Raw genomic sequence first — 21,297 nt, 5'->3', positions numbered from 1 at the left:
TTTTCTCACCATACTGTTCATAACCCAAACAAACAGCGCGAATACGCCGTTTTTAGGGAAAAAATGTGTTGACGCCAAAAGACCAACTCCGCATAATGCGCCCCGCAACGCCGATGAAGGTGACGCGGAAAAGATGGCTACGTAGCTCAGCTGGTTAGAGCACAGCACTCATAATGCTGGGGTCACAGGTTCGATTCCCGTCGTAGCCACCATTTTTTCCTGCGGGAGTGGCGAAATTGGTAGACGCACCAGATTTAGGTTCTGGCGCCGCAAGGTGTGCGAGTTCAAGTCTCGCCTCCCGCACCATTACCTTTGTCGGTGTAGAAAACCAAAGCGTCAGCCTAGGTATGCAATAGTTTTATTGGGGTATCGCCAAGCGGTAAGGCAGCGGGTTTTGATCCCGCCACTCCCAGGTTCGAATCCTGGTACCCCAGCCATGAATCAAGTGAGACACGTCATACGATGTGCGCCCTGTTGGGGTATCGCCAAGCGGTAAGGCAGCGGATTCTGATTCCGCCATCCCGAGGTTCGAATCCTCGTACCCCAGCCATATTCAGTCATGAAGCCAACGGCTTCTGACCGTGCAGTAATTTGGCTACGTAGCTCAGCTGGTTAGAGCACAGCACTCATAATGCTGGGGTCACAGGTTCGATTCCCGTCGTAGCCACCACCTTAAAATTGGGGTATCGCCAAGCGGTAAGGCAGCGGATTCTGATTCCGCCATCCCGAGGTTCGAATCCTCGTACCCCAGCCATACAGAAAAGCCCGTGCAAACGGGCTTTTTCTTTTTTTATGCTTTTATCGTTTATTGGTTACCGCTCATCAGCTATTTCATCTGCATCAATAACCGGCGCCGGCTTAACGCCAGTACCGGCTCGTTCATCAATGCGCCACCGAATTGGAAAACAGGTTAATCACCGCCACGCCGGCAATGATTAGCGCCATTCCCAATACCGCCGGCCAGTCCAACCGCTGATCGTAAAAAATCCAGCTTATCACCGCGATCAACACAATCCCTACGCCCGACCAGATGGCGTAAATCACGCCGGTCGGCAATACCCGCATGGAAACGGTCAGACAGTAAAACGCGATGGCGTAGAACACCACCGTCACCACACTCGGCACCAGCCGGGTAAAGCTCTCCGACAATTTCAGCGCCGTTGTCGCCACCACTTCCGACACAATCGCCAGACAAAGAAATAAATAGGTCATCAGTTTCACTACTCAGAAATAAGGAATTCGCCGCAAGCCGTTAGGATAACGCGTTATAGTGGTCGCCTCTTGGCAGATATAGCGGTATCAATGTAATCACACTGCATGAAAGCGGCATGACGGCGAACAGATCATGAAAAAACAGCGTAGCGGCTACGCTGTTTACAACCCCAACGCGTAACGCAACGCCTGCTGTTTCAGTTTTCCGGCGCGCTGCGCCGCCATCAACGCCAGGTTGCGGGCAAATTCAAGCGGCGGCAGCCGGTTACTGAACGCGCCGTAAAACAGATCCATGCCGCTTTGCATCAGCAGATTGTCAGGCTTGCGCTGCCGCTGATAACGTCGCAATACCGGCTCGCCGTACCAGACTACGCCTTCATCACGCGCCCGAATCACCACATCGAGCAGCGTGGAAACGTCCCGATATCCCAGGTTCACGCCCTGCCCCGCCAGCGGGTTGATGGTATGCGCAGCATCGCCAATCAGGGCCAGCCCCGGCAATACATACTGCTGCGCATGACGACGCACCAGCGGAAACGCGCCGGCCGCGACCGCATTGACCTCACCCAGCCGCGCAGGAAACGTCTCGGCGATAGCCTTATTCAGTTGAGGAAGCGACATCGCCTGCAACTGGCGGATACGCTGCGGGCTGTCGTACCACACCAGCGAGCACCAGCCGTCAAACAGCGGCAGAAACGCGCGCGGCCCGGACGGCGTGAAGCGCTGCCAGGTCGCCTCCTGCTGCGGGCCGGCCATTTCGGCGCTGATCAGCATGCAGGACTGGCGATATTGCCAGCCGGTGATACCAATGCCCGCCCACTGGCGAATTTTCGAATTGGCGCCATCAGCGCCAATCACCAGCAACGCAGACAGGCTATCGCCCTGCTCGCCAGTCAGCACCCATTGCTCGCCTTCACGATGCATGCGCTGCAATTGCCACGGACACAATAGCGTCACGCCGGGCGTCTTCTCCAGCACCTGCCACAACGCCAGTTGCAGAATACGGTTCTCTACCATAAACCCCAGCTCGGGTAACCCGAGGTCGGCCGCATCGAACACAACATGCGCATTGTCCCATTCCCAGGTTTCGAGCCGCCGGTAAGGCGCGCTGCGCATCAGCCCGACGCCCTGCCAGGCTCCCAGCCGCTCCAGCAGCCTGACCGACGCCTGACCAATCGCCGATACCCGCACGTCCGGCGCGCTGCCTGCGACAAACGGCGGCGGCGTTTCCTGCTCCAGCACCGCCACCTGAAAACCGTTCTGCGCCAGTCCCAACGCGGCGGCGGCACCAACCATGCCTCCGCCTACAATCACCGCATCATAGTGCATACCTGCCCCACTGTTTCTATTGCGCCGATAAAGAAGACTCAGGCGCCAGAAAGACAAAAGATGGCGATAGTTTACTGGATTTCGGCAACGTTTTTCAGAAAAGCGACGTGCCGCTCGCTCTGGTCACAACGACGGCAAAAGATTACAATACGCGCCCGCATGTACGCGCCCCGTTGAAGGTAAGCGTGTTTACCCGCACTGAGTAATGGCTAGTCGATGACGATGACAAAGAAACTGCATATCAAAACCTGGGGCTGTCAGATGAATGAATACGATTCATCGAAGATAGCCGATCTCCTGGAAAGTACGCACGGTTACCAGCTGACCGAAGTCGCGGAAGAAGCCGACATTCTGCTGCTGAATACCTGTTCGATCCGTGAAAAGGCGCAGGAAAAAGTGTTTCATCAGCTCGGCCGCTGGAAAACGCTCAAAGACGTCAACCCGAATCTGATTATCGGCGTGGGCGGCTGCGTAGCTTCGCAGGAAGGTGAACACATTCGCGACCGTGCGCATTACGTGGACGTGATTTTCGGGCCGCAGACCCTGCATCGTCTGCCGGAAATGATTAACCATGTGCAGGGTACCCGCAGCCCGATCGTGGATATCAGTTTCCCGGAAGTGGAAAAATTCGACCGGCTGCCGGAACCGCGCGCCGAAGGGCCGACCGCATTCGTCTCCATCATGGAAGGCTGCAACAAATACTGTACCTTCTGCGTGGTGCCTTATACCCGCGGCGAAGAAGTCAGCCGCCCGGTTGACGACGTCCTGTTTGAAATCGCCCAGCTGGCGGCTCAGGGCGTACGTGAAGTCAACCTGCTGGGCCAGAACGTGAACGCTTACCGCGGCGCGACGCACGATGACGACATCTGCAGTTTTGCCGAACTGCTGCGTCTGGTGGCGACGATTGACGGTATCGACCGCATCCGCTTCATCACCAGCCACCCCATCGAATTCACCGACGATATCATCAGCGTGTACGAAGATACGCCGGAGCTGGTGAGTTTCCTGCACCTGCCGGTTCAGAGCGGCTCCGACCGCGTACTGACCATGATGAAGCGCCGCCACACCGCGCTGGAATACAAGGCCATCATCCGCAAACTGCGTAAAGCCCGTCCGGCGATCCAGATCAGTTCCGACTTTATCGTCGGCTTCCCGGGCGAAACGCAGGAAGATTTCGAGCAGACCATGAAACTGATCGCCGATGTCGATTTCGACATGAGCTTCAGCTTTATCTACTCGCCTCGCCCCGGCACCCCGGCCGCCGACATGGTGGACGACGTGACCGAAGAAGAGAAAAAACAGCGGCTGTACATTCTGCAGGAACGCATCAACCAGCAGGCCATGCAGTACAGCCGCCGGATGATGGGCACAGTACAACGCATTCTGGTCGAAGGCACCTCGCGCAAGAGCGTGATGGAACTGTCCGGCCGTACTGAAAACAACCGCGTAGTGAACTTTGAAGGAACGCCCGACATGATCGGCAAATTCGTCGACGTGGAAATTGTCGACGTTTACCCGAACTCGCTGCGTGGCGTGGTAATCCGTACCGAAGATCAAATGGATCTGCGCGTTAGCGAGTCGCCGACGTCGGTTATCGCTCGTACCCGTAAAGAGAACGAGCTCGGCGTTGGCATCTATCAGCCGTAATACGCTGATGATCGTTCTCAGGCGGGCCGTCAAACGGCCCGCTTTTTCTTTGCTGCGACATCTGGAGTAGATTCATCCCATCCCCCCGCCGCCTTTATGCCGAATGTGACTTGCGCCCTGCGGGGTTCACGATAAATAATCAGGGTAATCTCTGCGCCACATCCGGGCAGATATCACTGCCTGTGGCACAGCGTCATTGCTCATTCTGCTTAAACCCAAGAGGAATAGTTTGAACGTAACGATAAAAGAAATTGCCCTCGAACCCGCGGACAACAAACGCCTGCTCAGTCTGTGCGGCCCGTTTGACGATAACATCAAACAGCTGGAACGCCGCCTCGGCATAGAGATCAATCATCGCGACAACAACTTCAAGCTGGTGGGGAAAGACCTCTGCATCGACGCCGCTGCCGACATCCTGCGTCATCTTTATGTAGATACCGCGCCGGTACGCGGCGTGATTCCGGATATCGAGCCGGAACAAATTCATCTGGCCATCAAGGAATCCCGGGTACTGGAACAGACCGCCGACAGCGTGCCGGAATACGGCAAGGCGGTGAATATCCGCACCAAACGCGGCGTGATCAAACCGCGTACCCCCAATCAGGCGCAGTACATCGCCCATATCCTCGATCACGACATCACCTTCGGTATCGGCCCGGCCGGCACCGGGAAAACCTATCTGGCGGTAGCCGCCGCGGTGGATGCGCTGGAACGTCAGGATATTCGCCGTATTTTGCTGACTCGTCCGGCGGTGGAAGCCGGTGAAAAACTGGGCTTCCTGCCGGGCGACCTGAGCCAGAAGGTAGACCCGTACCTGCGCCCGCTGTATGACGCGCTGTTTGAAATGCTGGGTTTCGAGCGGGTGGAAAAGCTTATCGAGCGTAACGTGATTGAAGTCGCGCCGCTGGCCTACATGCGCGGCCGCACGCTGAACGACGCCTTCATCATTCTGGATGAAAGCCAGAACACCACCATCGAGCAGATGAAGATGTTCCTGACTCGTATCGGGTTTAACTCGAAGGCGGTCATCACCGGCGACGTCACCCAGATCGACCTGCCGCGCAATCAAAAATCCGGTTTGCGTCATGCCATCGAGGTGCTGTCGGAAGTCGAGGAAATCAGTTTCAACTTCTTCCACAGCGAAGACGTGGTACGTCACCCGGTGGTCGCCCGCATCGTCAACGCTTATGAGGCATGGGAAACCGCCGATCAGAAACGCCGGGACGAACTGGCGGAGCAACGCAAACGCGAAGCGCAGGCCGCCGCGCAGGAGCAGAAATGAGTCAGGTTATTCTCGATTTGCAAATCGCCAGCGAAAATATCAACGGGCTGCCGTCGGAAGCCGACTTTCAGCGCTGGCTGGAAGCGGTGTTGCCGCAATTTCAGGAGGTGGCGGAAGTCACCATCCGGGTGGTGGACGAAGAGGAAAGCCATCACCTGAACCTGACTTATCGCGGCAAAGACAAACCGACCAACGTGCTGTCGTTCCCGTTCGAAGCGCCGCCGGAAGTGGAGCTGCCGCTGCTGGGCGACCTCATCATCTGCCGGCAGGTGGTCGAGCAGGAGGCGGTCGAACAGGGGAAAAGCGCGGATGAACATTGGGCGCACATGGTTGTCCATGGCAGCCTGCATCTGTTAGGTTATGATCATATCGAAGACAGTGAAGCCGAAGAAATGGAAGCACTGGAAACGGAAATCATGCAAAGTATGGGTTATGCCGACCCGTATCTGGCAGAAAAAGAAGATTTTACTGACAAGCCTTAAATCCGATATTTTAAGGATCAGACGCCAGCGGCGATACGCCACCGACGACATTCACCGCTGGTCATCATTTCTTAACAAGAGTGATATTAACTGACGCCATGAGCGACGACCATTCTCCCAATAGCGATACCCCCAGTCCCAAAAAGGGATTTTTCTCTCTTTTTCTCAATCAGATTTTCCACGGCGAATCCAAAGATCACGATGATCTGTTGGCATTAATCCGTGATTCGGAACAAATTGATCCGGAAATCCGCGACATGCTGGAAGGGGTGATGGATATCGCCGAACAGCGGGTGCGCGACATCATGATCCCGCGTTCGCAGATGATTACCCTCAAGCATAACCAGACGCTGGAAGAGTGCCTGGACGTGATCATCGAATCGGCCCACTCCCGCTTCCCGGTCATCAGCGAAGACAAGGACCATATCGAAGGCATCCTGATGGCCAAGGACCTGCTGCCGTTCATGCGCAGCAACTCCGAACCGTTCAGCATGGATAAAGTGCTGCGGCCTGCCGTCGTGGTGCCGGAAAGCAAGCGGGTGGACCGCATGCTCAACGAATTCCGTTCCCTGCGCTACCACATGGCGATCGTCATCGATGAATTTGGCGGCGTCTCCGGGCTGGTGACGATTGAAGACATTCTGGAACTGATCGTCGGCGAAATCGAAGACGAATACGATGACGAAGAAGACCGCGACATCCGCCAACTGAATCGCCAGACTTACACCGTGCGCGCGCTTACGCCGATCGAAGACTTCAACGAGACATTCTCCACCCGATTCAGCGACGAGGAAGTGGATACCATCGGCGGTCTGGTGATGCAATCGTTCGGTCACCTGCCAGCACGCGGGGAAACCATCGACATCGACGGTTACCTGTTCAAAGTTGCCATGGCCGACAGCCGCCGTATTATTCAGGTTCATGTCAGAATTCCTGACGACGTTCCGCAACCGCAACTGGAAGATTAATTCATTCATGGCAGTCGCTTCATTATTGCAACGCCAGCAGGTTCGCCTCCTGCTGGCGCTTTTATTCGGTGCCTGCGGCACACTGGCGTTCTCTCCTTATGATTTCTGGCCAGCCGCCATTATTTCGTTGATGGGGCTACAGGGTCTGACGCTGAACCGCCGGGCTCGTCAGGCGGCGGCGATCGGTTTCAGTTGGGGATTCGGTCTGTTCGGCATCGGCATCCATTGGGTCTACTACAGCATCGCCGATTTTGGCGGCATGCCCGGTCCGGTGAATGTCGGTCTGGTGGTGCTGCTGGCGCTCTATCTGTCGCTCTATCCGATGCTGTTCGCCGGGCTGCTTGCACGCCTGTGGCCGCAGACGAGCGTATGGCGCGTAGCACTGGCGGCGCCGGCGCTGTGGCAGGTCACCGAACTGCTGCGCGGTTGGGTGCTGACCGGCTTTCCCTGGCTGCAGTTCGGCTACAGCCAGCTTGATGGCCCGTTGAAAGGTATTGCGCCGATCGCAGGGGTCGATACCCTCACCTTCCTGTTGATGATTATCAGCGGGCTGCTGGTACTGGGGCTGACGCTGCGACGCTGGCAGCCAGCGCTGGTTGCCGCTGCGCTGTTGGTGTTGCCGTGGCCGTTGCGCTCGCTTGAGTGGTACAAACTGCAGCCGGAGCGCGCGGTCAACGTGGCGATGGTACAAGGCAACATTCCTCAGGCCTTGAAGTGGGACCCGAACGAACTGCTCAACACGCTGAGAGTCTATTTCGATAACACGTTGCCGGCGATGGACAAGGCGCCACTGGTGATTTGGCCGGAATCCGCCATTCCGGATATCGAAATCCGCCAGCAGGACTATCTGACGCAACTGGACGCCATCCTGCGCGAGCATCACAGCAGCCTGATCACCGGCATTGTCGATGCGCGCCGGGAAAACAATCGTACCGATTTCTACAACAGCATCATCGTGCTGGGCGATCAGCAGCCCTATCGTTACCCGACCACCAACCGCTACAACAAACATCATCTGGTGCCGTTTGGCGAGTTCGTGCCGCTGGAAACCCTGCTGCGCCCGCTGGCGCCGTTCTTCGATCTGCCGATGTCTGCGTTCAGCCGCGGCGGCTACCTGCAGCCGCAGCTGGTCGTTAACGGCTACCGCCTCACCGCCACCATCTGTTATGAGGTCATTCTGGGGCAACAAGTGCGCGACAATTTCCGCGCCGACACCGATATGCTGCTGACCATTTCCAACGATGCCTGGTTCGGCAACTCCATTGGTCCCTGGCAGCATTTCCAGATGGCCCGGATGCGAGCGCTGGAACTGGGCCGCCCGCTGCTGCGTTCCACCAACAACGGCGTAACGGCCGTCATCGCGCCCGACGGCAGCGTCAGCGCCAGTCTTCCGCAGTTCACCCGCGACGTACTGGAAACCCGCGTAACGCCGGCAACCGGCATCACGCCTTACGCCCGCTTCGGCTCCTGGCCGTTGTGGCTGCTGGAAGCCTTGCTGGGTCTTGCCGCGCTGGTTTATCGCTTCCGTTCCCGCTGATTTCCCTATTCGCCTTCTCACAACAAGACATGTCCGGACATGTCTTGTTTCATTTCTGGCACACAACTTGCTACTCATTGATATGAAACGTCTGACGTTGCACGTTTGCGGGCCATCCTGCTCTGCGATAGCACAATACCAGGGCACGATCTGCACCAAATTAGTGCCATAAGTTTTTTATTGCAGCACTTTGGTGCGGAGCGCCTCGCAAAAAGCAAACATTCTCGTTTCATTATGTTTACAATCCGCTATTTTTAAACATGACAGCGTTTTATTCGCTCTTTAGCGGTGCACAACATGTGGCCGGTAATAGCCCAGCAGAATTTGCACCACCACAACAGCAAAGGAGTTAGAGCATGCAATTGCGTAAACTGGCACTGTCGTTAATGCTGATCAGCACAACAGCAACTATGGCTTATGCAGAAGAACAGCCGGCTTCGGCCCAAAAAGAAAACGCACCAATCCCCACGCTGAAAAAAGTCAAAGACAGTGGTGTTATCGTTATTGGTCACCGCGAATCTTCCGTGCCGTTTTCCTACTACGACAACCAGCAAAAAGTCGTAGGCTATTCACAGGCTTACTCCGACAAGATTGTTGAAGCCGTCAAAAAGGCGATCGATGCGCCCAATCTGCAGGTGAAGCTGCTACCCATCACCTCCCAGAACCGTATTCCGCTGCTGCAGAACGGTACTTTCGACCTGGAGTGCGGCTCCACCACCAACAACCTGGAACGCCAGCAGCAGGCTGCCTTCTCCAATACCATTTTCGTGATCGGTACGCGTCTGCTGACCAAAAAAGACTCCGGCATCAAGGATTTCACCGATCTGAGCGGTAAAGCGGTGGTCGTTACTTCCGGCACTACATCTGAAGTGCTGCTGAACAAAATGAATGAAGAGAAGAAACTGAACCTGCGCATCATCAGCGCCAAGGATCACGGTGACTCCTTCCGCACCTTGGAGAGCGGCCGCGCGGTGGCCTTCATGATGGACGACGCGCTGCTGGCAGGCGAACGCGCCAAAGCCAAAAATCCGGACGAATGGGTCATTGTCGGTACGCCGCAGTCTCACGAAGCCTACGGTTGCATGCTGCGTAAGAACGACCCTGAATTCAAAAAACTGGTGGACGCCACCATTGCTCAGGTACAAACCTCCGGCGAAGCCGCCAAATGGTACGAGCACTGGTTCACCCAACCGATCCCGCCCAAAAATCTTAACCTGAACTATGTCCTGTCCGACGACATGAAGGCACTGTTTAAGGCACCGAACGATAAGGCGTTGTAACCGTATTAATAATGACAATAAAGGGCAGTAATTCTGCCTTTCGATTGCTGATTCGTGGCAAGACAGACAGGCGCAGGGCGGTCGTTCCCCATCCTGCGAATCCACAAGCCACTCATCAATCTTCGGGGTAGCGAACGCTACCCTTTTTTTACCGGAGTTTGTTATGTCAATAGATTGGAACTGGGGCATTTTCCTGCAATCCGCTCCGTTCGGAAATACGACCTATTTGGGGTGGATTATTTCCGGCCTGCAGGTCACCGTATCGCTTTCTTTGTGCGCCTGGGTCATCGCCTTCCTGCTGGGCTCACTACTGGGTATTCTGCGGACCGTTCCCAACCGTCTGCTGGCCGGTATCGGCACCTGTTATGTGGAGCTGTTTCGCAACGTGCCGCTGATTGTCCAGTTCTTCAGTTGGTATCTGGTTGTGCCGGAGTTACTGCCAGCCAAAATCGGCATGTGGTTTAAGGCCGAATTGGACCCCAATATCCAGTTCTTCCTGTCCTCCATGTTTTGTCTGGGCATGTTCACCGCCGCCCGCGTGTGCGAACAGGTGCGGGCAGGCATTCAGTCGCTGCCGCGTGGTCAGAAGGCCGCCGGTCTGGCGATCGGCCTGACGCTCCCCCAGACCTACCGTTATGTCTTGCTGCCCAACGCCTACCGGGTGGTAGTGCCGCCGCTGACCTCGGAAATGCTCAATCTGGTGAAAAACTCCGCCATCGCCTCCACCATCGGTCTGGTGGACATGGCGGCGCAGGCCGGCAAGCTGCTGGATTACTCCGCTCACGCCTATGAGTCCTTCAGCGCGATCACGCTGGCCTATATCGGCATCAACGCCATCATCATGCTGATCATGCAGATTGTGGAGCGCAAAACCCGTCTGCCGGGCAATCTGGGGAGCAAATAAATGTACAACTTTGACTGGAGTTCGATTCCGCCCAGCCTGCCTTATCTGATCAAGGGGATGGGCGTCACGCTGGAAATCACCCTGACCGCGGTCGTGGTGGGGATTGTCTGGGGTACCGTGCTGGCGGTGATGCGCCTGTCGCCCATCAAGCCCATCAGTTGGTTTGCGAAACTGTACGTCAACCTGTTCCGCTCGGTACCGCTGGTGATGGTGCTGCTGTGGTTCTACCTGATCGTGCCGAGCTTATTACAAAATGTGCTTGGCCTTTCTCCGAAAACCGATATTCGGCTGGTATCAGCTATGGTAGCCTTCTCGCTGTTTGAGGCGGCCTATTATTCCGAGATTATCCGCGCCGGCATCCAGAGTATTTCCCGCGGGCAGGCCTCCGCCGCGCTGGCGCTGGGGATGACCCACTGGCAATCCATGCGGCTGGTGATTCTGCCTCAGGCGTTCCGGGCCATGATTCCCTTGCTGCTGACTCAAGGTATCGTGCTGTTTCAGGATACCTCGCTGGTGTATGTGCTCAGTCTGGCGGACTTCTTCCGTACCGCATCCACCATCGGCGAACGTGACGGTACTCAGGTGGAAATGATCCTGTTCGCCGGGTTTGTGTACTTTGTTATCAGCCTCTCGGCGTCGATACTGGTCAATTATTTGAAGAGAAGGACGGTTTGATGATTTTCCTGAAAAATGTTTCTAAATGGTATGGTCAATTTCAGGTGCTGACCGACTGCTCCACCGAAGTGAAAAAAGGTGAAGTAGTGGTGGTTTGCGGACCTTCCGGCTCCGGGAAATCGACCTTAATCAAAACCGTTAACGGCCTGGAGCCGATCCAGCAAGGTCAGATCGAAGTTAACGGCACCACTGTCAATGACAAACGCACCAATCTGGCGCAATTGCGCTCCAAAGTCGGCATGGTGTTCCAGCATTTTGAGCTGTTCCCCCACTTGTCCATCGTCGACAACCTGACGCTGGCGCAGGTCAAGGTACTCAAGCGCGACAAAGAAGCCGCCCGCGAGAAAGGACTGAAGCTGCTGGCGCGCGTCGGCCTGTCGGCGCATGCCAACAAGTTCCCCGGGCAGTTATCCGGTGGTCAGCAACAGCGTGTGGCTATCGCCCGCGCCCTGTGTATGGACCCGGTGGCGATGCTGTTCGACGAACCGACCTCGGCGCTCGACCCGGAAATGATCAATGAAGTGCTGGACGTAATGGTGGAGCTGGCGCAAGAAGGCATGACCATGATGGTGGTGACCCACGAGATGGGGTTCGCCCGCAAGGTGGCGCACCGCGTCATCTTCATGGATGAAGGCAAGATCATTGAAGATACCCGCAAAGAGGACTTCTTCAGTAATCCGCAGTCTGACCGCGCTAAAGACTTTCTGGCGAAAATCCTGCATTAATCCGCAGCCTGTCGCCATATCGCAAGGGTGCTTCGGCACCCTTGTTTTTTTGTCTATAGAAAACCCCCAGCTAGGCTGGGGGTTCCGTAAAGCTTCCAGCTTTGAGCCAGTTATCAAAACCCCTTTTGATTTGTTAAAACACCTTGCGGTCTGGCAACTGCAAAAGTTCAACAAGAAATCAAAAGGGGGTCCCAATGGGGGACGAAAAGAGCTTAGCGCACACCCGATGGAACTGTAAATATCACATAGTTTTTGCGCCAAAATACCGAAGACAGGCGTTCTACGGAGAGAAACGCCTGGCGATAGGCAGCATTTTAAGAAAGCTGTGTGAGTGGAAAAACGTACGTATTCTGGAAGCGGAATGCTGCGCAGATCATATCCATATGCTTGTGGAAATCCCGCCCAAAATGAGCGTATCCGGCTTTATGGGATATCTGAAAGGGAAAAGCAGTCTGATGCTTTATGAGCAGTTTGGAGATCTGAAATTCAAATACAGGAACAGGGAGTTCTGGTGCCGGGGATATTACGTAGATACGGTAGGGAAGAACACGGCGAAGATACAGGAATACATAAAGCACCAGCTTGAAGAGGATAAAATGGGAGAGCAGTTGTCGATCCCTTATCCGGGTAGCCCGTTTACGGGCCGTAAGTAACGAAGTTTGATGCAAATGTCAGATCGTATGCGCCTGTTAGGGCGCGGCTGGTAACAGAGCCTTATAGGCGCATCTGAAAAACCTCCGGCTATGCCGGAGGATATTTATTTCCACACGCTCCCGGTCAGGGCGAAAACGGCTGGCGATGGAACTGGTCATGCCCGCATTTCGGGCACAGCGGCAAGACTTCCGGGGTATAAAAAGCAATGTGGTGATGGCACTGTTCGCACACCAGATTGCCCAGCCCTACCACCTCGCCGCTATGATATACGCCGTGGTGGCTGACATCCTTGAACACTTCGCGCCATTCCAGTTGCGTCTTGTCGGTGATATCCGCCAGGTTCTGCCACAGGCTTTCACGAATCACGCGCACGAATACACTGTCGGCAAAGGCATTCTGGCTCTCCTCGTAACTGAGGGAGAAGGCTTCCAGATCACGCTGGAGCGCCAGTATTACCTGTTCAATCTCCTTTTGCGTCAGTTCATTGGTTTCCTGTAACTGGCGCCGGGCATCCGACATCAGCTTATCCATGTCCCGCTCGCCGCGGCTTAACCACTCGGTAACGGCGGACATCAACTCCCGGTAATACTGAACCACTTTGCTCATCGTGACTCCTTAGCGTGAAAGCGCTTATCGACGGGCCTGCACAGCCTAGTGTAGATGATTTTTCCGACACTACCGGGAGCCGCTTCCCAATCCGCGGGTTTAACCTCCGTCTTCGCTACCGGCGCCGCATAAATCGGCCCCGGACCGCCTCAAGCGGTTGTTGAGCCAGTCGCTTATCAGCTATGCTATGCGGATCTTTTGAAATGAAACAGAACATGCTACCGAGGTAGCGATTTTCACTAAGGACCACTGGCAGCCATGCAAGAGCAATACCGCCCAGAAGATATCGAAGCGCACGTCCAGCTTCACTGGCAAGAGAAACAGACTTTCAAAGTGACCGAAGAACCCGGCAAGGAAAAATACTATTGCCTTTCCATGCTGCCTTATCCTTCTGGCCGTCTACACATGGGTCATGTCCGCAACTACACCATCGGCGACGTGATCTCCCGCTATCAGCGTATGCTGGGCAAAAACGTTCTGCAGCCGATCGGCTGGGACGCCTTTGGCCTGCCGGCGGAAGGCGCGGCGGTGAAAAACAATACCGCGCCGGCGCCCTGGACCTACGCCAATATCGAATACATGAAAAACCAGCTGAAATTGCTGGGCTTCGGTTACGACTGGGATCGCGAAGTGGCGACCTGCAAACCGGATTACTACCGCTGGGAACAGTGGTTCTTCACCAAACTGTATGAGAAAGGCCTGGTTTACAAAAAAACCTCAGCGGTGAACTGGTGCCCGAACGACCTGACCGTGCTGGCCAACGAGCAGGTGATCGACGGATGCTGCTGGCGTTGCGACACCAAGGTGGAACGCAAGGAAATCCCGCAGTGGTTCATCAAAATCACCGCTTACGCCGACGAACTGCTCAACGATCTGGATACGCTGGAAAGCTGGCCTGAGCAGGTCAAAACCATGCAGCGCAACTGGATCGGCCGTTCCGAAGGGGTAGAAATCACCTTCCGGATCGCTGACGGCGACGACACCCTGACCGTTTACACTACCCGCCCGGACACCTTCATGGGCGTGACCTATGTCGCCGTGGCGGCTGGTCACCCACTGGCGCTGAAAGCGGCGGAAAACAACCCGGCGCTGCAGGACTTTATCGCCGAATGCCGCAACACCAAAGTGGCGGAAGCCGACATGGCGACCATGGAGAAAAAAGGCGTCGCTACCGGTCTGTTCGCCATCCACCCGCTGACCGGCGAAAACGTGCCGGTGTGGGCCGCCAACTTCGTGCTGATGGAATACGGCACCGGCGCCGTCATGGCGGTACCGGGCCACGACCAGCGCGACTGGGAATTCGCCCACAAATATAGCCTGCCGGTGAAACCGGTTATTCTGATGGCAGACGGCAGCGAGCCGGATCTGTCCGCTCAGGCGCAAACTGAAAAAGGCCGCCTGTTCAACTCCGGCGAATTCGACGGACTGGACTTTGACGCCGCCTTTAACGCCATTGCCGACAAACTGGTGTCGCAGGGCGTCGGTCAGCGTAAAGTCAATTACCGTCTGCGCGATTGGGGTGTGTCCCGTCAGCGCTACTGGGGCGCGCCGATCCCGATGGTGACGCTGGAAGACGGCACCGTAATCCCAACGCCGGAAGACCAACTGCCGGTAGTGCTGCCGGAAGACGTGGTAATGGACGGCATCACCAGCCCGATCAAGGCCGATCCCGAGTGGGCCAAAACCACGGTCAACGGCCAGCCGGCGCTGCGTGAAACCGATACCTTCGATACCTTCATGGAGTCGTCCTGGTATTACGCGCGTTACACCTGCCCGCAGTACGATCAGGGCATGCTGGATCCGGCTGCCGCCAACTACTGGCTGCCGGTAGACCAGTATGTCGGCGGTATAGAACACGCCATCATGCACCTGATGTACTTCCGTTTCTTCCACAAACTGATGCGCGACGCCGGTCTGGTGAACTCCAACGAACCGGCTAAACGTCTGCTGTGTCAGGGCATGGTTCTGGCCGACGCCTTCTACTATGTCGGCAACAACGGCGAGCGTATCTGGGTATCGCCGAGCGACGCGACGCTGGAGCGCGACGACAAAGGGCGCATCACCAAAGCGTTCGATAAAGAAGGCCGCGAGCTGGTTTACGCCGGCATGAGCAAAATGTCGAAATCGAAAAACAACGGTATCGACCCGCAGGTCATGGTGGAACGCTACGGCGCCGACACCGTACGTCTGTTCATGATGTTCGCCTCCCCGGCGGAAATGACGCTGGAGTGGCAGGAATCCGGCGTGGAAGGGGCTAACCGCTTCCTGAAACGCGTGTGGAAACAGGTTTACGACCACACCGGGAAAGGCGCTACTCAACAGTTGGATGTGGCTGCGTTGACGGAAGACCACAAAGCGCTGCGCCGCGACCTGCACAAAACCATCGCCAAAGTGACGGATGATATTGGCCGTCGTCAGACCTTCAACACCGCCATCGCGGCGATCATGGAGCTGATGAACAAGCTGGCCAAAGCGCCGCAGGAGTCGGAACAGGACCGCGCGCTGACGCAGGAAACGCTGCTGGCGGTAGTGCGGATGCTCTACCCATTCACTCCGCACGCCTGCTTCGTACTGTGGCGCGAGCTGAAAGGCGAAGGCGACATCGATCAGGCGCCGTGGCCGGTAGCGGACGAACAGGCGATGGTGGAAGACTCTCGTCTGGTCGTGGTACAGGTCAACGGTAAAGTTCGCGGCAAAATCACCGTAGCGGCCGATGCCACCGAGCAACAGGTTCGCGATCGGGCGGCACAGGAGCCGCTGGTAGCCAAATATCTGGATGGCGTGACCGTTCGCAAGGTGATTTTCGTTCCAGGCAAACTGCTTAACCTGGTTGTGGGTTAAGGCAAGGAGGTACTGTGCGACACCCGTTTTTAACGCTGGTGCTGGGGCTGGTGGTCTTGATGACCGCCGGCTGCGGCTTTCATCTGCGCGGCACCACTCAGATGCCGGAGCAGTTGCATAATCTGATTCTGGACAGTGGCGATCCCTACGGCCCGATGACACGGGCCATCCGTGAACAGTTGCGTCTCAACAACGTCAACATCATGGAAAATACCGAACGTAAGGATCTGCCGTCCTTCCGTTTTATGGGAGACCATCTGACCCGCAACACCGTATCTATTTTCCAGGATGGGAAAACAGCAGAGTACCAGCTGGTTCTGGAAGTAAAAACACAGGTGCTGATCCCGGGTGATGACATCTATCCGCTCAACGTGACGATTTTCCGCTCCTTCTTCGATAACCCGCTTGCTGCGCTGGCCAAAGACGCAGAGCAGGATATCGTACTGCGTGAAATGCGTGAGCAGGCGGCCCAACAGTTGGTACGAAAACTACTGACGATCAAAGGAAGCCAGAACGCGAAAATCAATCAGAAGGCGCAGGCCGCTACATCCGCACCGGCGCACCCATGATTCGGATCTATCCCGAACAACTGACCGCGCAGCTCCATGAGGGGCTGCGCGGCTGTTATCTGCTGTTCGGCAACGAACCCCTATTGCTGCAGGAGAGTCAGGATCAAATCCGGACCATCGCCCGTCAGCAAGATTTTCTGGAACACTTCAGTTTCACACTGGATAACAACACCGACTGGGACGCTATTTTTTCCACCTGTCAGGCGCTCAGCCTGTTTGCATCCCGCCAGACCCTGCTGCTGATTTTGCCCGACGCCGGTCCCGGCGCCCCCATCAGCGAGCAACTGGTCAAGCTTTCCACCCTGTTGCATCCCGACATTCTGTTGATGGTACGGGGCAGCAAGCTCACCAAAGCGCAGGAAAACAGCGCCTGGTTCAAAGCGTTGTCGCAACAGGGCGTGTATGTCCCTTGCATGACGCCTGAACAGGAACAACTCCCCCGCTGGGTGGCGCATCGCGCTAAAAACATGAAGCTGGAACTGGATGACGCCGCCAGCCAGTTGATTTGCTATTGCTATGAAGGAAATCTGCTGGCGTTGGTGCAAGCGCTGGAGCGACTGTCGCTGCTGTATCCGGACGGTAAGCTGACGCTGCCGCGGGTCGAACAGGCGGTCAACGATGCCGCGCATTTCACGCCGTTCCACTGGCTGGATGCGCTGCTGGGCGGCAAAAGCAAACGCGCGTGGCACATTTTGCAGCAGTTACGGCTGGAAGAGTGTGAGCCGGTTATCCTGCTGCGCACCGTGCAGCGGGAATTGCTGTTGCTGCTACAGTTAAAACGACGCATGGCGACCACGCCGCTGCGCACGCTGCTTGATCAGCACAAGGTGTGGCAAAACCGACGTCCGCTGTTGACGCAGGCATTGCAACGTCTGTCGCTGACGCAATTACAGCAGGCGATTACCCTGCTGAGCAGGCTGGAGATCACCCTGAAACAGAATTACGGGCAACCGGTCTGGGCGGAACTGGAAACGCTGTCGATGATTCTGTGCGGTAAAGCGCTGCCCGACGGCCTGCTTGAGGTATAGCAATTTGTCGACATTCCCGGTCACCCAGCCCCTGACCGCCTACTTTGGCGGTACGTTTGACCCGATTCACTATGGGCATTTGCGCCCGGTCGCCGCGCTGGCGCAGGAAATTGGTCTGCAACGCGTTATTCTGTTGCCCAACAACGTCCCGCCGCACCGCGAGCAGCCGGAAGCCAACGCCGGCCAGCGCAAGAGCATGGTTGAGCTAGCGGTACGCGATAACCCGCTGTTTCAGATCGACGATCGTGAACTGCAGCGCGCCACGCCGTCCTATACCATTGAGACGCTGGAAGCATTACGCGCCGAGAAAGGCGCCGGCGCGCCGCTGGCGTTCATTATCGGGCAAGACTCGCTGTTGACGCTGCATCGCTGGCATCGCTGGCAGGAAATTCTGGATTATTGTCATCTGCTGGTCTGCGCCCGCCCCGGTTACCGCCAGCAGTTGGATACCGCCGAGCTGGAAGCTTGGCTGGGCGCGCACCAGACTTACGATGTCGACCAGTTGCACCGCCGCTGTCACGGGCTGATTTACCTCGCCCATACCCCGCTTCTGCCGATTTCCGCCACCGACATCCGTCATCGCCGACAACAAGGCCTCGACTGCCATGATCTGCTGCCCGAAAGTGTGCTGAAGTATATTGACACACACGGACTCTATCGATAGTCATGCGTTGATACCACTCATTATAAGGCCGTGATATACTCCGCCGCTGGTTTCGGCTACAGGAAAACCACCTGCCGTCGCGGTGAAACGGCTATTTCACTGACGCCAGGCCAGCCCGCATAACCGGCAGATTAACCACTCATTAAAGGGGGAACCTTTGCAAGGCCAAGCACTCCAAGATTTCGTTATTGATAAACTTGACGATTTGAAAGGTCAGGATATTGTTGCCCTCAATGTAAAAGGGAAATCCAGTATCACTGACTGCATGATTATTTGTACCGGCACCTCCAGCCGTCATGTCACCTCCATCGCCGATCACGTTGTGCAGGAATCCCGCGCCGCCGGGCTGATGCCGCTAGGCGTTGAAGGGGAAAACGACGCCGACTGGGTCGTGGTCGATCTCGGCGACGTGATCGTCCATGTGATGCAGGAAGAGAGCCGCCACCTGTACGAACTGGAAAAACTCTGGGGCTGATATGAAGCTGCAACTGGTCGCCGTTGGCACCAAAATGCCCGACTGGGTGCAGACCGGCTTTACCGATTACCTCCGCCGTTTTCCCAAAGACATGCCGTTTGAACTGGTGGAGATTCCGGCGGGTAAGCGCGGCAAGAACGCCGATATCAAACGGATTCTGGAACGGGAAGGCGAACTGATGCTGGGCGCCGTAGGCAAAGGCAACCGCATCGTAACGCTGGATATTCCCGGTTCGCGTTGGGAAACGCCGCAGCTGGCGCAGCAACTGGAGCGCTGGAAACAGGACGGTCGCGATATCAGCCTGCTGATTGGCGGCCCTGAAGGGCTGGCGCCGCAGTGCAAAGCCGCGGCGGAGCAAAGCTGGTCGCTGTCGCCGCTGACGCTGCCGCATCCGCTGGTGCGCGTGCTGGTGGCGGAGAGTCTGTACCGGGCCTGGAGTATTACCACCAATCATCCTTACCATCGGGAGTAAGGCGAACGATGAACCCTGTGAAGTAGCAATCGCTGGATGAATATAGAACGTAAACCCTTTCGTGACTATACGGCTGAGGCAGCCCTGTTCGTACGCCGGGCGCTGGTCGCGTTCCTGGGCATTTTGCTGCTGAGCGGTATTCTGGTCGCCAATCTATACCACCTGCAGGTTTTACGTTTTGACGATTATCGTACCCGTTCGAATGAAAACCGCATCAAGCTGGTGCCGATTGCCCCGAGCCGCGGCATCATCTATGACCGCAACGGCACCCCGCTGGCGCTCAACCGCACGATTTACCAGCTGGAGCTGATTCCCGAAAAGGTCAACAATCTGGAAGAGACGCTGCAGGCGCTCAAATCGATCATTGACCTGACCGATGAAGACATCGATAACTTCAGAAAAGAGCGTAAACGTTCGCGTCGCTTCACGTCCATACCGGTCAAAACCGGATTGAATGAAGTGCAGGTAGCGAGCTTCGCCGTCAATCAGTACCGTTTTCCCGGCGTAGAAGTCAAAGGCTACCAGCGCCGCTACTACCCGTACGGTGCCGCGCTGACCCACGTCATTGGCTACGTCTCTAAAATCAACGATAAAGATCTGGAAAGACTGGACCAGGAAGGCAAGCTGGCGGACTACGCGGCGACCCATGATATCGGCAAGCTCGGTATTGAACGCTATTACGAAGATGTGCTGCACGGCAAACCGGGCTACGAGGAAGTGGAAGTCAATAACCGCGGCCGCGTGATTCGCCAGTTGCACGAACAACCGCCGCAAGCCGGCAAAGATATCTACCTGACGCTGGACCTTAATCTCCAGCTCTATATTGAGAAACTGCTGACCGGCAGCCGCGCCGCCGTGGTAGTCACCGATCCACGGGATGCGGGTATTCTGGCCATGGTATCCAATCCCAGTTACGACCCGAACCCATTCGTCGACGGCATTTCAGGCAAAGCCTATCGGGAACTACTCAACGATCAGAATCGGCCGCTGATTAACCGCGCGACACAAGGCGTATACCCACCCGCCTCTACTGTCAAACCCTACATCGCGGTATCCGCGCTGAGTGCTGGAGTTATCACTCCTTATACCTCGCTGTTTGACCCCGGCTGGTGGCAGTTGCCCGGCTCGGAAAAACGCTTCCGCGACTGGAAAAAATGGGGACACGGCCGCCTGAATCTCACCAAATCGCTGGAAGAATCCGCCGATACCTTCTTCTATCAGGTCGCCTATGACATGGGTATCGACCGCCTGTCTGAGTGGATGGGCAAATTCGGTTACGGTCATCTCACCGGTGTCGATCTGTCTGAAGAACGGGCCGGGATCATGCCGACCCGAGACTGGAAGATGAAACGCTACAAGAAACCCTGGTATCAGGGGGATACTATCCCGGTCGGCATCGGCCAGGGCTACTGGACCGCCACGCCGATCCAGATGATCAAAGCGCTGACCACGCTGATTAACGACGGCCAGGTCAAAACGCCACATCTGCTTAGCAGTACGCAGGAAAACAATACTCAGGTGCCTTACCGCCAGCCGGAGCACCAGCAGATCGGCGATATCCGCTCCGGTTACTGGGAAATAGCCAAAGACGGCATGTACGGCGTCGCCAACCGCCAGAACGGCACCGCCCACAAATTCTTTGCCGACGCGCCGTATAAGATTGCGGCCAAGTCAGGGACGGCACAGGTATTCGGCCTGAAGGAAAACGAAACCTATAACGCCAACCGGATTGCCGAACGGCTGCGCGACCACAAACTGATGGTTGCTTTCGCCCCTTACAGCAACCCGAAAGTCGCCATGTCCATCATTCTGGAAAACGGCGGCGCCGGGCCAGCCGTCGGGACTATCGTGCGTCAAATCCTCGACCATATTATGTTGGGCGACAACAATACCAACCTGCCGGACGCGCCGCCGTCGCCGCCGGGCAGTGAAACCGAGTAGAGGCAC

The 21,297-nt window shown here is 56.3% G+C and carries 20 protein-coding genes and 6 tRNA genes; 23 read left to right on the top strand and 3 right to left on the bottom strand.

From position 1 onward, the window contains the following. The first annotated feature begins 135 nt into the window (after positions 1-135). The 6 genes from CVE23_RS06695 (at position 136) to CVE23_RS06670 (ending at position 754) form a co-directional block, all read left to right on the top strand. Positions 136-212 (top strand) — tRNA-Met (locus CVE23_RS06695). 9 nt (positions 213-221) lie between these two features. Continuing rightward, positions 222-306: transfer RNA gene (locus tag CVE23_RS06690), tRNA-Leu, on the top strand. Between the two features lie 56 nt (positions 307-362). Further along, positions 363-437: transfer RNA gene (locus CVE23_RS06685), tRNA-Gln, on the top strand. 38 nt (positions 438-475) lie between these two features. After that, positions 476-550 (top strand) — tRNA-Gln (locus CVE23_RS06680). Positions 551-593: 43 nt separating this feature from the next. Next, a tRNA-Met gene (locus CVE23_RS06675) sits at positions 594-670 on the top strand. A 9-nt stretch (positions 671-679) separates the two neighbouring features. Next, positions 680-754, top strand: a tRNA-Gln gene (locus CVE23_RS06670). A 128-nt stretch (positions 755-882) separates the two neighbouring features. Here the strand turns inward: CVE23_RS06670 and CVE23_RS06665 are convergent. Both CVE23_RS06665 and ubiF read right to left on the bottom strand, forming a co-directional pair. Further along, positions 883-1,212 carry a DMT family transporter gene (locus CVE23_RS06665; RefSeq protein WP_100850420.1) on the bottom strand — a complete coding sequence of 110 codons (330 nt, stop codon included), beginning with the start codon at positions 1,210-1,212 and terminating at the stop codon, positions 883-885. Positions 1,213-1,374: 162 nt separating this feature from the next. Next, a complete protein-coding gene (gene ubiF / locus CVE23_RS06660) occupies positions 1,375-2,541 on the bottom strand; it encodes a 3-demethoxyubiquinol 3-hydroxylase (protein WP_100849148.1) in 1,167 nt (388 codons plus the stop codon). Positions 2,542-2,763: 222 nt separating this feature from the next. Here ubiF and miaB point away from each other — a divergent pair, with 222 nt between their 5' ends. The 10 genes from miaB (at position 2,764) to tnpA (ending at position 12,694) form a co-directional block, all read left to right on the top strand. Then, on the top strand, positions 2,764-4,188 hold the full coding sequence (gene miaB, locus CVE23_RS06655) for a tRNA (N6-isopentenyl adenosine(37)-C2)-methylthiotransferase MiaB (protein WP_038920849.1): 1,425 nt from the start codon (positions 2,764-2,766) through the stop codon (positions 4,186-4,188). Between the two features lie 229 nt (positions 4,189-4,417). Further along, positions 4,418-5,470: a PhoH family protein gene (locus tag CVE23_RS06650; protein ID WP_038918284.1), complete on the top strand. Its 1,053-nt coding sequence runs from the start codon at positions 4,418-4,420 to the stop codon at positions 5,468-5,470. Further along, positions 5,467-5,952 carry an rRNA maturation RNase YbeY gene (gene ybeY / locus CVE23_RS06645; RefSeq protein WP_038918283.1) on the top strand — a complete coding sequence of 162 codons (486 nt, stop codon included), beginning with the start codon at positions 5,467-5,469 and terminating at the stop codon, positions 5,950-5,952. Before CVE23_RS06650 ends, ybeY begins: the two co-directional genes overlap by 4 nt. 98 nt (positions 5,953-6,050) lie before the next feature. Then, on the top strand, positions 6,051-6,920 hold the full coding sequence (gene corC, locus CVE23_RS06640; protein WP_038918281.1) for a CNNM family magnesium/cobalt transport protein CorC: 870 nt from the start codon (positions 6,051-6,053) through the stop codon (positions 6,918-6,920). A gap of 7 nt (positions 6,921-6,927) precedes the next feature. Then, positions 6,928-8,457 (top strand): apolipoprotein N-acyltransferase, encoded by a 1,530-nt coding sequence (lnt, locus tag CVE23_RS06635; protein WP_100849147.1) that lies wholly within the window; start codon positions 6,928-6,930, stop codon positions 8,455-8,457. A gap of 356 nt (positions 8,458-8,813) precedes the next feature. Continuing rightward, entirely contained in the window at positions 8,814-9,737 is a 924-nt protein-coding gene (locus tag CVE23_RS06630) for a glutamate/aspartate ABC transporter substrate-binding protein (RefSeq protein WP_038918278.1), read from the top strand. 163 nt (positions 9,738-9,900) lie between these two features. Continuing rightward, the gene (locus tag CVE23_RS06625; RefSeq protein WP_038660924.1) at positions 9,901-10,641 is read left to right on the top strand and encodes an amino acid ABC transporter permease; all 741 of its coding nucleotides are present in this window, start codon (positions 9,901-9,903) and stop codon (positions 10,639-10,641) included. After that, positions 10,642-11,316, top strand: coding sequence for a glutamate/aspartate ABC transporter permease GltK (gene gltK / locus CVE23_RS06620; RefSeq protein ID WP_038918277.1), 675 nt, complete (start codon positions 10,642-10,644; stop codon positions 11,314-11,316). Next, complete coding sequence (locus CVE23_RS06615) at positions 11,316-12,041, top strand: amino acid ABC transporter ATP-binding protein (RefSeq protein ID WP_038660930.1); 726 nt, start codon at positions 11,316-11,318, stop codon at positions 12,039-12,041. The genes gltK and CVE23_RS06615 overlap by 1 nt, the downstream gene beginning before the upstream one ends. Before the next feature lie 194 nt (positions 12,042-12,235). Further along, positions 12,236-12,694 carry an IS200/IS605 family transposase gene (gene tnpA, locus CVE23_RS06605; RefSeq protein WP_038918153.1) on the top strand — a complete coding sequence of 153 codons (459 nt, stop codon included), beginning with the start codon at positions 12,236-12,238 and terminating at the stop codon, positions 12,692-12,694. A 124-nt stretch (positions 12,695-12,818) separates the two neighbouring features. Here tnpA and CVE23_RS06595 read toward each other — a convergent pair whose 3' ends face one another. Further along, a complete protein-coding gene (locus tag CVE23_RS06595) occupies positions 12,819-13,301 on the bottom strand; it encodes a zinc ribbon-containing protein (RefSeq protein WP_013316973.1) in 483 nt (160 codons plus the stop codon). A gap of 258 nt (positions 13,302-13,559) precedes the next feature. Here CVE23_RS06595 and leuS point away from each other — a divergent pair, with 258 nt between their 5' ends. The 7 genes from leuS to mrdA all read left to right on the top strand — a co-directional run bounded on the left by leuS (position 13,560) and on the right by mrdA (position 21,291). After that, a complete protein-coding gene (gene leuS, locus CVE23_RS06590) occupies positions 13,560-16,142 on the top strand; it encodes a leucine--tRNA ligase (RefSeq protein WP_100849146.1) in 2,583 nt (860 codons plus the stop codon). A 14-nt stretch (positions 16,143-16,156) separates the two neighbouring features. Continuing rightward, entirely contained in the window at positions 16,157-16,711 is a 555-nt protein-coding gene (gene lptE / locus CVE23_RS06585; RefSeq protein ID WP_038918275.1) for an LPS assembly lipoprotein LptE, read from the top strand. Further along, positions 16,708-17,739, top strand: a complete 1,032-nt coding sequence (gene holA / locus CVE23_RS06580; protein WP_049854200.1) for a DNA polymerase III subunit delta — start codon at positions 16,708-16,710, stop codon at positions 17,737-17,739. Before lptE ends, holA begins: the two co-directional genes overlap by 4 nt. Then, entirely contained in the window at positions 17,729-18,403 is a 675-nt protein-coding gene (gene nadD / locus CVE23_RS06575; RefSeq protein ID WP_100849145.1) for a nicotinate-nucleotide adenylyltransferase, read from the top strand. Before holA ends, nadD begins: the two co-directional genes overlap by 11 nt. A gap of 157 nt (positions 18,404-18,560) precedes the next feature. Continuing rightward, positions 18,561-18,878, top strand: coding sequence for a ribosome silencing factor (rsfS, locus tag CVE23_RS06570; RefSeq protein ID WP_013316968.1), 318 nt, complete (start codon positions 18,561-18,563; stop codon positions 18,876-18,878). Between the two features lies 1 nt (position 18,879). Then, complete coding sequence (gene rlmH, locus CVE23_RS06565) at positions 18,880-19,350, top strand: 23S rRNA (pseudouridine(1915)-N(3))-methyltransferase RlmH (protein WP_038918272.1); 471 nt, start codon at positions 18,880-18,882, stop codon at positions 19,348-19,350. Positions 19,351-19,386: 36 nt separating this feature from the next. After that, on the top strand, positions 19,387-21,291 hold the full coding sequence (gene mrdA / locus CVE23_RS06560) for a peptidoglycan DD-transpeptidase MrdA (protein WP_038918271.1): 1,905 nt from the start codon (positions 19,387-19,389) through the stop codon (positions 21,289-21,291). Positions 21,292-21,297 lie beyond the last annotated feature (6 nt).

Origin of the sequence: Dickeya fangzhongdai (assembly GCF_002812485.1) — a bacterium.
GTDB classification, from domain to species: domain Bacteria; phylum Pseudomonadota; class Gammaproteobacteria; order Enterobacterales; family Enterobacteriaceae; genus Dickeya; species Dickeya fangzhongdai.
This window is presented reverse-complemented; position numbering and strand designations above follow the sequence as displayed.

What these genes read in the sequence shown, in the direction of transcription:
- CVE23_RS06665 (WP_100850420.1), bottom strand. Translation starts at nt 1,212, where the DNA reads ATGACCTATTTATTTCTTTGTCTGGCGATTGTGTCGGAAGTGGTGGCG.
- ubiF (WP_100849148.1), bottom strand. Translation starts at nt 2,541, where the DNA reads ATGCACTATGATGCGGTGATTGTAGGCGGAGGCATGGTTGGTGCCGCC.
- miaB (WP_038920849.1), top strand. Translation starts at nt 2,764, where the DNA reads ATGACAAAGAAACTGCATATCAAAACCTGGGGCTGTCAGATGAATGAA.
- ybeY (WP_038918283.1), top strand. Translation starts at nt 5,467, where the DNA reads ATGAGTCAGGTTATTCTCGATTTGCAAATCGCCAGCGAAAATATCAAC.
- corC (WP_038918281.1), top strand. Translation starts at nt 6,051, where the DNA reads ATGAGCGACGACCATTCTCCCAATAGCGATACCCCCAGTCCCAAAAAG.
- lnt (WP_100849147.1), top strand. Translation starts at nt 6,928, where the DNA reads ATGGCAGTCGCTTCATTATTGCAACGCCAGCAGGTTCGCCTCCTGCTG.
- CVE23_RS06630 (WP_038918278.1), top strand. Translation starts at nt 8,814, where the DNA reads ATGCAATTGCGTAAACTGGCACTGTCGTTAATGCTGATCAGCACAACA.
- CVE23_RS06625 (WP_038660924.1), top strand. Translation starts at nt 9,901, where the DNA reads ATGTCAATAGATTGGAACTGGGGCATTTTCCTGCAATCCGCTCCGTTC.
- gltK (WP_038918277.1), top strand. Translation starts at nt 10,642, where the DNA reads ATGTACAACTTTGACTGGAGTTCGATTCCGCCCAGCCTGCCTTATCTG.
- CVE23_RS06615 (WP_038660930.1), top strand. Translation starts at nt 11,316, where the DNA reads ATGATTTTCCTGAAAAATGTTTCTAAATGGTATGGTCAATTTCAGGTG.
- tnpA (WP_038918153.1), top strand. Translation starts at nt 12,236, where the DNA reads ATGGGGGACGAAAAGAGCTTAGCGCACACCCGATGGAACTGTAAATAT.
- CVE23_RS06595 (WP_013316973.1), bottom strand. Translation starts at nt 13,301, where the DNA reads ATGAGCAAAGTGGTTCAGTATTACCGGGAGTTGATGTCCGCCGTTACC.
- leuS (WP_100849146.1), top strand. Translation starts at nt 13,560, where the DNA reads ATGCAAGAGCAATACCGCCCAGAAGATATCGAAGCGCACGTCCAGCTT.
- holA (WP_049854200.1), top strand. Translation starts at nt 16,708, where the DNA reads ATGATTCGGATCTATCCCGAACAACTGACCGCGCAGCTCCATGAGGGG.
- rlmH (WP_038918272.1), top strand. Translation starts at nt 18,880, where the DNA reads ATGAAGCTGCAACTGGTCGCCGTTGGCACCAAAATGCCCGACTGGGTG.
- mrdA (WP_038918271.1), top strand. Translation starts at nt 19,387, where the DNA reads ATGAATATAGAACGTAAACCCTTTCGTGACTATACGGCTGAGGCAGCC.